11 protein-coding genes are annotated in these 10,763 nt (G+C 70.1%); 9 read left to right on the forward strand and 2 right to left on the reverse strand.

What is annotated here, in order from left to right; translation table 11 throughout:
• Window positions 1-213 precede the first annotated feature (213 nt).
• The 7 genes from ACFVHV_RS41445 to ACFVHV_RS41475 all read left to right on the forward strand — a co-directional run bounded on the left by ACFVHV_RS41445 (window position 214) and on the right by ACFVHV_RS41475 (window position 5,120).
• The gene (locus ACFVHV_RS41445; protein ID WP_359905104.1) at window positions 214-405 is read left to right on the forward strand and encodes a hypothetical protein; all 192 of its coding nucleotides are present in this window, start codon (window positions 214-216) and stop codon (window positions 403-405) included.
• On the forward strand, window positions 389-913 hold the full coding sequence (locus tag ACFVHV_RS41450; protein ID WP_380358729.1) for a DUF6879 family protein: 525 nt from the start codon (window positions 389-391) through the stop codon (window positions 911-913). The genes ACFVHV_RS41445 and ACFVHV_RS41450 overlap by 17 nt, the downstream gene beginning before the upstream one ends.
• Window positions 910-1,743, forward strand: a complete 834-nt coding sequence (locus ACFVHV_RS41455) for a helix-turn-helix transcriptional regulator (RefSeq protein ID WP_359905098.1) — start codon at window positions 910-912, stop codon at window positions 1,741-1,743. The genes ACFVHV_RS41450 and ACFVHV_RS41455 overlap by 4 nt, the downstream gene beginning before the upstream one ends.
• Before the next feature lie 224 nt (window positions 1,744-1,967).
• Window positions 1,968-2,306, forward strand: coding sequence for a hypothetical protein (locus ACFVHV_RS41460; RefSeq protein ID WP_380358732.1), 339 nt, complete (start codon window positions 1,968-1,970; stop codon window positions 2,304-2,306).
• 1 nt (window position 2,307) lies between these two features.
• Window positions 2,308-2,799, forward strand: a complete 492-nt coding sequence (locus ACFVHV_RS41465; RefSeq protein ID WP_380358735.1) for an MvdC/MvdD family ATP grasp protein — start codon at window positions 2,308-2,310, stop codon at window positions 2,797-2,799.
• Between the two features lie 180 nt (window positions 2,800-2,979).
• A complete protein-coding gene (locus ACFVHV_RS41470; protein ID WP_380358738.1) occupies window positions 2,980-3,264 on the forward strand; it encodes a hypothetical protein in 285 nt (94 codons plus the stop codon).
• A 56-nt stretch (window positions 3,265-3,320) separates the two neighbouring features.
• Entirely contained in the window at window positions 3,321-5,120 is a 1,800-nt protein-coding gene (locus ACFVHV_RS41475) for an alkyl/aryl-sulfatase (RefSeq protein ID WP_380358741.1), read from the forward strand.
• Between the two features lie 197 nt (window positions 5,121-5,317).
• Here ACFVHV_RS41475 and ACFVHV_RS41480 read toward each other — a convergent pair whose 3' ends face one another.
• The gene (locus ACFVHV_RS41480) at window positions 5,318-7,555 is read right to left on the reverse strand and encodes a transglycosylase domain-containing protein (protein ID WP_359905087.1); all 2,238 of its coding nucleotides are present in this window, start codon (window positions 7,553-7,555) and stop codon (window positions 5,318-5,320) included.
• Window positions 7,556-7,794: 239 nt separating this feature from the next.
• Window positions 7,795-8,400, reverse strand: a complete 606-nt coding sequence (locus tag ACFVHV_RS41485; protein WP_359905084.1) for a YceI family protein — start codon at window positions 8,398-8,400, stop codon at window positions 7,795-7,797.
• A gap of 227 nt (window positions 8,401-8,627) precedes the next feature.
• Between ACFVHV_RS41485 and ACFVHV_RS41490 the strand changes: the two genes are divergently transcribed.
• Entirely contained in the window at window positions 8,628-8,981 is a 354-nt protein-coding gene (locus ACFVHV_RS41490) for a UBP-type zinc finger domain-containing protein (RefSeq protein ID WP_359905082.1), read from the forward strand.
• A 287-nt stretch (window positions 8,982-9,268) separates the two neighbouring features.
• Window positions 9,269-10,576: an aspartate--tRNA(Asn) ligase gene (gene aspS / locus ACFVHV_RS41495; protein WP_359905079.1), complete on the forward strand. Its 1,308-nt coding sequence runs from the start codon at window positions 9,269-9,271 to the stop codon at window positions 10,574-10,576.
• Window positions 10,577-10,763: the final 187 nt, after the last annotated feature.

A 10,763-nucleotide genomic window follows, 5' to 3' on the forward strand; every position in this document is an offset into this window, starting at 1 on the left:
CCGGGGGGGTCAGTTGGCCCTTCCCTCCTCCCCCCGCCGAAGCGTCTCCCCCGGTGGCTCCTCGCTACCCGCAAGGAGCCACCGGTCGAAGCACGTGATGGTGCATATGTTCGAGATCAGCCCGGTTTCCAGTACCGGCAACGGGAGACCCTTGCCGCTGCCGGATCAGCTCCGGGAGCATCGTTCGGAGACCCGGCGAGCAAGGAGGCAACTGTGGAGCTGACACGGCTTGTAGGTTCCTGCGACGAGGGCGAGTGCCCGACGCTGTACCTGACGGACCGGGGCACCCTCGCCGTCCAGGGCGAGCTCGTGACCGAACACAGCCTCCAGATCCCGGCGCACGAGATGTTGGTGGAGGTTCCCGTCGAACTCATTCGAAAGGCCGTCCGTGACAACCTCATCTAGGACTCTCGGGGATTGGTTCTCGGCGTTCGAGCGCGAGGCTTTTCGACTCGAAACGCTCGACGACTACAGCCAGTCCGGTGGAGTCGACGCCTACCGAGCCTTTCTCGCCGGTGAGGAACAGCCGGATGATTACAAGAACGCGGGATGGGTCAGAACAGTGGCCGATGCCACGCGGGCGGGCAAGCGCATGTACCGGGTGCACATCCTCTCGCGGCCGCTCACGGACTACCTTCGCTTCGAGCTCGCATGGGGATACCACCGCAATATGACGGCTGGTGAGGAGTTCTTCATCCTGGACGTCACCGACCGGGAGAACCCCGTTCCCGAAGCACCGGACTTCTGGCTCTTCGACGACGAGACTGCGGTCTCGATGAGCTACGACGGGGGCAAGTACCTCGGCGTCGAATTCCTCACTGGCGGCCGGGCCGCGGAACTCAGGGCGTGCCGCGACACCGTGATGGCTCAAGCGATTCCGTTCTCCGAATGGTGGGCCGAGCACAGCGAGTGAACAGAACGCGGCTTGGACCGGCGCTGCGGGAACTGCGACAGGCCTCCGGAAAGGAGGCCAAGGCGGTGGCCCGCAGTGCCGTCATGTCCCCGAGCAAGCTGAGCAAGATCGAGACCGGCAAGGTGTCGCCCACCGTCGTGGATGTGGACCGCATTCTCACCGCTATAGGCGTGTCCGATGAGGTCAAGTCCGAGTACATGGCTGCCGCGCGGGCACAGGCCACAGAGGCGACCGCCTGGCGCCTGGTCCGGCGTCTCGGATACCACCGCAAGCAGCAGCAGATCAAAGCGCTGGACGACTCCACCAGGCTTCTCCGCGTGTTCCAGCCCTCCCTCGTTCCGGGACTCCTGCAGTCGCCGGAGTACGTGCGTGCGGTCTTCGGGAGGAAGGGACTCGGTGAGGAACCGCTCGCACGGGCAGTCGCTGCGAGGCTGGTCAGACAGCAGTCCCTCTACGACGCCACGAAGACAATGCGGTTCGTCATCACCGAACCCGTTCTCCGGTGGCGTCTGGTGCCGCCTGCGATGATGGCCGGGCAGTTGGACCGCATCCTCTCCGCCTCTCGTCTGCCCCATGTCGACATCCGGATCGTGCCGCTGTCCGCACCGCAGTCCGATGTGCCGACGCACTCCTTCGTCATCCGGGACGACCGCACGGTGACGGTGGAGACCGTGCACGCCGAGGTCGCGGTCACCGATCCGCGGGATGTCGAGTTGTACATCCGCAAGTTCGATGGATTCGCGGCTGCGGCCATGGTTGGTGACGAGATGCGCCGAATGATCGAATCCATTCGAGACGAGTACCTGAGTGAAGAGCAAAGGCGAGGGTGAATGCACGGAATAAATCTCGGCCTGCCTCGCTCCGTTTCCCGGTGACCATTCACCTTTCATGGTTCGGGTCGACCTTTGACCGAACAGGAAATCCTCGCCGGCCACCCGCGTTCTACCCCTACATTTGTGCTCGCCCGATGATGGGAGCCACAGGGAGTCCAGCATGCGCAGGAATCCGTCGTGCGCGCCCACCATTCGATGAGTGCGACGACGCGGAGGTACACATGGCCACCACCGTTCCGAGTCGGCCGGGAGGCGTCCCGGTCTTCGACCGTGCCGAGTCCCGGCTGCCGATGGGTGTCGCCGGTGCGACGTCCATGCCCGGGCTGGACGGCGAGAGCGGGCCCGGGAGGCCGTTCGCCTTCCGCTTCCTCGTCCCGGTCACCGGGGCCGGGGGGATCCTGCCCGCCGACATCGGCTACGACGACGAGACGCAGACCTGCATCTACGAGGGCCTCCCGCCCGGTGTCTACATGACCAGCAACCCGCCCAAGACCTACGGCCCGACGCAGCCCTCCGGGCAGATGGACGCGCCGGACGACCCGGGAAGCAGCAACGACTGAGATGCCGATCGCCGATGCCGTCCTCGTGCTGACGGGGACCTTCGATCCCACCGCCGACCTCGTGATCGAGGAGCTGAACCGGCGCGGAACCCCCGTCTTCCGGGCGGACACGGCGTGGTTCCCGTCGAGGCTGGCCCTGGCGGCCGGCCTCGACGGGGCCTCCGGCTGGACCGGCACGCTGGCCACCGAACGGCGCACGCTGGACCTCGCGGCCGTGCGGTCGGTCTACTACCGCCGCCCGACCGCACCGGAGTTCCCCGCTGAGATGTCGGCGGAGGCCCGCAGCGTGGCCTCCGCCGAGGCACGACGGGGGTTCGGCGGCCCGCTGTCGGCGCTGCCCTGCCGGTGGCTGCCGCCGCCGGGCCGCGCGGCGGATGCCGAGTACAAGCCGTTCCAGCTCCGGGTGGCGGCCGAATGCGGGCTTCGGGTCCCGCGAACGCAGTTCGTGGGCTTCGCGGCGCCGGACGGCAGCACCGTCCGCTGGTCGCTCTGAGGGTGCGGGAAGTCGGCGGCATCGACTTCCTGTGCGCGCGGATGCGGCTTTGCACCGGATTCCGGCCGTTCTGGTCCGGATAGTGGCTCGATCGGTGCGCTTGTGAGTGACTGAGCGCGTGCATAGCGTGACCGGGTCGCGCTGCGACGCTCACACAGACGATGTGGAGGTGGCTTCGCCATGCCTGGAACGCCCGAGTACACCGAACCCATCGAGCCCACGGCCGCCGTCGCCGCGGCGAACCGGAAGGCCGCGGAGGAGTCCCGGGCCGCCGACGAGAAGGACGGCCGGGACTTCGCCGACGCCAGCCGGTTCATGATCGCCCCGCCGGACGTCCCGGTCATCATGTCCCGCAAGGGCGGGAGCGAGGTGGTCTGGGACTTCACCGCGTACGAGTTCCTCGACCCGGACCTGCGCGCCGAGATGCCGACGGTCAACGGGAGCCTCACCGGCAGGGCGAACTGACCGCGGTCGCCGGGCTGTTCCACGTCACCAGCTGTCCGGCGTACCGGGTCTACCAGGTGCGCGGCTACGACCTCTCCAACATGACGATCATCGAGTCCGACGAGGGCCTGGTCGTCATCGACCCGCTCGCCTGCTACGAGACCGCGCAGGCCGCGCTCCGGCTGTTCCGGGACAGGACCGAGCTCACCAAGGAGCAGCGGCCGGTCAAGGGCGTCGTCTACACCCACTGCCACGTGGACCACTTCGGCGGTTCGCGCGGCCTGTTCGCCGAGCTCGGCGATCCGCTGGAGCCGGGCGTCCCCGTCGTCGCGCCGGAGGGCTTCCTCGAACACGCCGTCAGCGAGAACATCTACGCGGGCCCGGCGATGGCCCGGCGCGCCCAGTACATGTACGCGGCGCAGCTGGACAAGGGGCCGACGGGGCAGGTCGGTGCCGGCCTGGGCCTGACCATCTCCACCGGCGAGGTGACCCTCGTCCCGCCGACCGTCCACATCGGCGGGCCCGAGCACCAGCCGGTGCCGAAGGCGCAGTGGAACGAGCAGGCCCACGTCATCCCCTGGCGGCCGGGGCTGTACCAGTACGAGCTGGCCGGCGTGCAGCTGCTGTTCCAGCTCACCCCGGGCACCGAGGCCCCGGCGGAGATGAACATCTACCTGCCGGGCGCCAGGGCGCTGTGCATCGCCGAGAACGCCACCCACACCATGCACAACATCCTCAGCCTGCGCGGCGCGCAGGTCCGGGACGCGCACGCGTGGTCGAAGTACCTCACCGAGGCGATCCAGACCTTCGGCAAGGAGACCGACGTCCTGTTCGCCTCGCACCACTGGCCGATGTGGGCCGAGGTGGACGAGTCGACCGGGAGTCCGAGCAACGCGCGCATCCTCGAATTCCTCAACGAGCAGCGCGACATGTACGGCTACCTCAACGACCAGACGCTGCGGCTGATCAACGCCGGCCAGACCGGCATCGAGATCGCCGAGGAGCTGAAGACCCTCCCGCCGGGCCTGAACGACCGCTGGTACGACCGGGGTTACTACGGTTCGATGAGCCACAACCTCAAGGCCGTCTACCAGCGGTACATGGGCTGGTACGACGCCAACCCGGCCCACCTGTGGGAGCTGCCGCCGGTGCAGGCGGGCGCGTCCTACGTGCGGGCGATGGGCGGCGCGGAGGCGGTGGTGGCCAGGGCGGCGGAGGCGTACGACACCGACACCCCGGAGGGCTTCCGCTGGGCGGCCGAGCTCCTGAACCACGTGGTCTTCGGCGCGGCGGCGCAGGACGGCGGGATCTCCGCGGAGGCCCTCCAGCAGGCCAAGGAGCTCCAGGCCAGGGTCCTCACCCAGCTCGGCTACGGCGCCGAGAACGGCACCTGGCGCAACGCCTACCTGGTCGGCGCCCAGGAGGTCGTGGCCGGTCCGCAGCCGGCGATCCTCAGCCAGTCCTCGTCCGACCTGATCCGCAGCACGAGCCTGGAGCAGTACTTCTCGGCGCTCGCCCGCAGCGTGGACGGGCCGGCGGCCGCCGAGCAGTACCGCGTTCCGATCGTGCTGGACTGGGTGTTCACCGATGAGACCGGCGTCGAGACCGGCGTCCGGTGCACCACGACGCTCCGCAACGGGGTGCTGGTCTTCGTCGACGGCGGCGACCGCCTCGTCGGCGTCCCGGACGCCGTCATCAGGCTGACCCGCGGGACGCTCAACGAGCTGGCCGAGCGGCCCGGGTTCAAGCGCAACTTCGACACGGCGGTCGAGGACAAGCTGGTCCTCCTGGAGGGCGAGCACGCCCAGGAGGCGGCGGACCGGGTCTTCGGCACGCTGACCCTCCCCGACCCGCAGTTCCCGATCGTCACCCCGTAACGGCCCACCTGGCAGGACCCGTTCCGGCGGTTCCCCGCTCCCCCGGGGAGCCGACGGGATGCCGCCGGGATGCCGGCGGGGTGCCGGCGGGTGCCGACGGGTGCCGACGGGGTGCCTCCGGGATCGGGACCGGCTCCGAACACGTCGCCCCGCCGAGCTGCTGCTCGGCGGGGCGAGGTGCTGCGGGGATCGCGCGGTCAGGGCTGCTGGGGGTCGGGCTGCTGCGGGTCGGGCTGGGGCGCGGTCGCCGGGCCCGCGCCGGGCGCCGGGCCGGTGGGGGCCCCGGTCCCGGTGCTGTTCGGGTTGGTCTTGGGCGCCGGGTCGGGGATGTCGGCCATCGGCAGGGACTGCTTGGGGGTGCCGCGCAGGGCCTGGTTCATGGCGTCCCGCCAGATCGGGCCGGGGCCGTCGGCGCCGAAGACCTCGGCGCGGTACTTCCCGTTGATGGTGATGTTGCGCATCTCCACGCCGCCCTGGGGGCCGCCGATCCAGACGGCGGTGGCGAGCTGCGGGGTGTAGCCGTTGAACCAGGCGGCCCGCTTGCGGTCCGAGGTGCCGGTCTTCCCGGCGATCTGCCGGTTGTCCTCCAGGCTGAGCGCCGCGCCGGTGCCGTTGTTCTCGGTGACGCCGTTCAGGACGGTGTTCAGCGCCCGCGCCGTCGAATCGGAGAACACCTTCTCGCACTGGCCGGCCGGGACGGGGACGTCCTTGCCGTCGACGGTGGTGATCCGGTTGATGGCGACCGGGGCGCAGTGGGTGCCCTGGGCGGCGAAGGTCGCGTAGACGTTGGCCATGGTCAGCGGGCTCATCTCCTCGACGCCCAGGGCCATCGCGGGGACCTCCTCCAGGGGCTTGCCGCTGGCCTTGGTGGTGATGCCGAGCTTGTTGGCCATCTGCTTGACCGCGCAGAGGCCGATCTCCTGCTCCATCTGGATGAAGTAGGTGTTGACCGAGAGGGCCATCGCCATCTTCAGCTGGTACGGGCCCTTCTCGCTCGCGGACTCGTTGGGGACGACCGTCTTGGGCCGGGCGTCGTTCTTCCAGGTCCCTTCGCAGGTCTTCATCGTCGGGTACTCGAGCTTGTTGGGGGACGAGTACTCCTGGGTCGCCGGCAGGCCGGCCTCCAGTGCCGCGGCCGCGACGACCGGCTTGAAGGTGGAGCCGGGCTGGAAGCCGTTGCCGCCGCCCATCGCCGCGTCGACGTTGAGGTTGACGACGGTCTGGTTCTGGTTGGTGTCCAGGCCGTACGGGCGGGTCTGGGCCATCGCCAGGATCTTGCCGGTACCGGGCTCGACCATGGAGGCGGCGGCGGACACGGTGTCGGTGACCCGCACGTTGCTGCTCACCGCGTTCTGGGCGGCGGCCTGCTTGTCCGGGTCCAGCGTGGTGTAGATGTTCAGGCCGCCCTGGTTCCAGAACTTCTTGCGCTCGTCGGCGCTCTTGCCGAAGACCGGGTCCTGCTTGACCACGTGGCGCACGTAGTCGCAGAAGAAGCCCATCCCGGCCTGCGCGGTGATGCAACCGTTCTGCGGGGCCTTGAAGTTGAGGCCCAGCGGGGTGGCCTTCGCCTCCTTCGCCTGCTCGGCGGTGAGGTGCTTGTTCTCCAGCATCTTGTCGATGACGGTGTCGCGGCGGTTCTGCGCGGCCTGCGGGTGCAGCTTCGGGTCGTACTGGGACGGGTTCTGCACCAGCCCGGCGAGCGTGGCCGCCTCGGCGACGGTCAGGTCCTTGTTGCTCTTGCTGAAGTAGCGCTGGGAGGCGGCCTCCACGCCGTAGGCGCCGTTCCCGTAGTACGTGATGTTGAGGTAGTTGGTGAGGATCTGCTCCTTCGGCACCTCCTCCTCCAGCTTGATGGCGACCTTGAGCTCTTGGATCTTGCGGCCCAGGGTCTTGCGCTGGGCCTCCAGGACGGCGTCCCGGTCGTCGCCGGCCTGTTCCACGTTGACGTTCTTCACGTACTGCTGGGTCAGCGTGGAGGCGCCCTGGGAGGTGGTGCCGCTCTCCGCGTTCTTGCTGATGGCGCGCAGCACGCCCTTGAGGTCGACGGCGCCGTGCTCGTAGAAGCGGGCGTCCTCGATGTCGACCTGGGCCTGTCGCATGAACGGCGACATCTGCTCGGCGGTGATGACGGTGCGGTCGCGCTCGTAGACCTTGGCGATCAGCCCGCCCTTGGCGTCGAAGATCTGGGTGGCCTGGGTGAGCGGCGGGGTCTTGAAGTCGGAGGGGACGTCCTCGAACCCCTCCGCCGTGTTCTTGGCCGCCAGCCCGATGCCGCCGGCGACGGGCAGGGCGAGGCCGGCCAGCAGGACGCCGGACACCACGCTCACCCCCAGGAAGGTCGCACCGAAGCGGGCCAGCCGGAGCGGCGCCTTGCGGGGCGGCTGGGCGGCCGCGTCCTCGGCGGAACTCCATATCGGGGGGTGGTTCGAATCCATTCCGGAATGCTAACCGGTGAAAGTCACCGGCCGAACGGTTTTTCGGGCGTGGTTGTCACGGCTGTGCAACAGGCGGGGGACCGGCTCCGGCAGGGCGGGTCGTGTACGCACTGAATGAATGCGGGGGAATTGGGTGGTCCGTACGCAATGCGGACCGATCCGTGTGCGGCGCCGCCCCCTCCCGTGGTCCTGCACTCACTGTGATGCGGTGGGCGGGCCGAAAGGTTGCGGGCGTCCGGTCAGGCGGCGGCACCTCCGGTCCCGGGGGCGGCGTCTTCGGCCTCGGGAGCGCTCTCCAGGACCGCTTCGACGTCGACCTCGACGTCGACCAGGTTGCCGACCACCGTGCCGCCCCGGTCCACCACGTCGTTCCAGCTCACGCCGAAGTCCTGGCGGTTGATCCGGGTGCTGGCGGTGAATCCGGCGCGCCGCCGGGGGCCCAGGTCGCGCCCGTCCTCCCACCACGGGGTGTCCCACTGCCCGAGGTAGGTCACGTCGAAGGTGACCGGGCGGGTCACGCCGCGGATCGTGAGCCGGCCGGTGACCTCGAAGCCGCTCGCGCTCACCTGGTGGACCTGCGATCCGACGAAGCTCCAGGTCGGATGGTGCTCGACGTCGAAGAAGTCGGCGCTGCGCAGATGCGCGTCCCGCTCGGGCGAACCGGTGTACACCTGGGTCGCGTCGATGGTCGCCTCGACCCTGGCCTGCTCCGGAGCGTCCGGGTCGACCTCCAGGAAGCCGTGCACGTTCTTCAGCTGGCCGCGCACGTAGGTGACCATCATGTGTCTCGCGCGGAACTCCGCACCGGTGTGGCTGGGTTCGAAGAACCATTTCGTGGTGGCCATGGCGACTCCGTGGGGTGGTGGCCGGCGGGTCCCCGAGATTCCCTCCAGCCAGCGTAGGACGAAGCCGGCCCGCGGTCGTCCGGACGGCGGCCGACCCGCACCGCCGCCTCCCCCGCCGCGGCCTCCCGCCGGACCGGCGGCACCGCCGCGGCCGCCCGCCGGACTGGCAGCACCACCGCGACCGGGCCAGGCTGGTGGGGACGGACCGCCCAGCCGAGGAGGCAGGTATGACCGGCGAGCCGATCCCGGGGATCGACCCCACCGCGGTGCCCAGCGGCGAGGGCTGCGCGGAGTGCCTGGCCGGTGGCGGGTGGTGGTTCCACCTGCGGCGCTGCGCGGCCTGCGGCCACATCGGCTGCTGCGACTCCTCCCCGGCCCAGCACGCGACGAAGCACGCCCGCGGGGCCGGCCACCCGTTCCTGGTCAGCTTCGAGCCCGGCGAGGACTGGTTCTGGAACCTGGAGACCGGCGCGTACTACGAGGGCCCGCCGCTGGCGCCGCCCACCGCCCACCCGGCCGACCAGCCCACCCCGGGCCCGGCCGGCAAGGTCCCCGCCGACTGGCAGTCGCGGCTGCACTGACGGCCCCGCGGCCGCACCGGCGGCCCCGAGGCATTCGGCCGGGCACAACCGAGCCGGTCACAGCCGGGCCGAGCCGGGCACAGCCGGGCCGGTCACAACCGAATCGTTCCGGCGGCCCCTTGCGCCTCGCAAGGGGCCGCCGGGCGCTGTCCGCCCGCCCGGACACGGCGGAAATCCGGGCGACTCCCGCGGGCTTGATCCTCTACGGTGAACGCGCCCAGGGCGGCCGTTTACCGCCCGTCGACGTGGCGCGACCAACGCGCCCGCACCCCAGGGGGTCCCCTGCCATGACGCGCACCCTTGTCGCAGAGCTCCACGCGCACCTCGGAGAGACGGTCACCGTCTACGGGTGGGTGAACACGCTCCGACTCCAGCGGCGCATCCAGTTCGTGCTGGTCCGGGACCACACCGGTCTCGTGCAGGTCACCCACCTCCGCGGTGGGGAGGGCGATGCCGTCGAGGCCGCCTTCGAGGGCGTGACGGTCGAGTCCGCCGTGAAGATCACCGGAAAGGTCGTCGCCAACCCGCAGGTCAAGCTCGGTGGGCTGGAGATCGTCCCGTCCCGGGTGGAGGTGGTCTCACCGGCCGAGCCGAAGCTGCCGATCGACGAGAGGACCGGTATCGACCAGCGCCTCGACTGGCGCTTCCTCGACATCCGGCGCCCCTCCCAGCACCTGGTCTTCGACGTCCAGACGACCGTCGAGCGGGCGATGCGCGAGGTGGCGGCCGAGGAGGGCTTCACCGAGCTGCACACGCCGAAGCTGATGGGGACGGCCTCCGAGTCGGGCGCCGAGGTGTTCGAGGTCGGCTACTTCGGCCGCACCGCCTACCTCGCCCAGTCCCCGCAGTTCTACAAGCAGATGGCCATCGCCGGCGGCATCGACCGGGTCTTCGAGATCGGGCCGGTGTTCCGGGCCGAGCCGTCCTTCACCTCCCGGCACGCCACCGAGTTCACCGGGGTCGACGTCGAGATCGCCTGGATCGACGGGGTCGAGGACGTGATGGCCTTCGAGGAGCGGATGCTGCACCGCGTCCTGGCGGCCGTGGCCGAACGCCACGGTGCGGCGATCGCCGAGCACTTCGGCACCGCGGTCACGGTCCCCGGGCTGCCGTTCCCCCGGATCACGATGGCCGAGGCGCTGGCCCGGCTCCGCGCCACCGGCTGGGACCGGGAGGGCGTCAAGGACGACCTCGACCCCGAGGGCGAGCGCGCGCTGTGCGCCCTGATCGCCGAGGAGACCGGGCACGAGTTCGTCTTCGTCACGCGGTTCCCGGCCGCCGTACGGCCGTTCTACCACCTGCGGCCCGAGGACGACCCGACCGTCACCGAGTCCTTCGACCTGCTGTGGAAGGGCGTGGAGATCACCACCGGCGCCCAGCGCGAGCACCGGTACGACCGTCTCGTCGCCCAGGCCCGGGAGAAGGGCATGGACACCGGGCCGCTCTCCGGATACCTCGACTGCTTCCGCTACGGCACGCCGCCGCACGGCGGGCTCGGTCTGGGGCTCGGCCGGCTGCTCATGCTGGCGCTGGGCCTGCCGTCGATCCGTGAGGCGACGTTCCTCTTCCGGGGCCCGCACCGGCTCGAACCGTAGGACTCGAACCGCAGGACCCGAACCGTAGGACTCGAACCGCAGGACTCGAACCGCAGGACCCGAACCGCAGGACCCGAACCGTAGGACTCGAACCGCAGGACCCGAACCGTACGGCTCGAACCGTACGGATCGAGCCGTGGACGGGAACGGACGGCCGGAACGACGGAACGGGCCGCGCCCGAGGAGG

This window comes from Kitasatospora sp. NPDC127116 (assembly GCF_042677365.1).
Lineage (GTDB): Bacteria > Actinomycetota > Actinomycetes > Streptomycetales > Streptomycetaceae > Kitasatospora > Kitasatospora lactacystinica.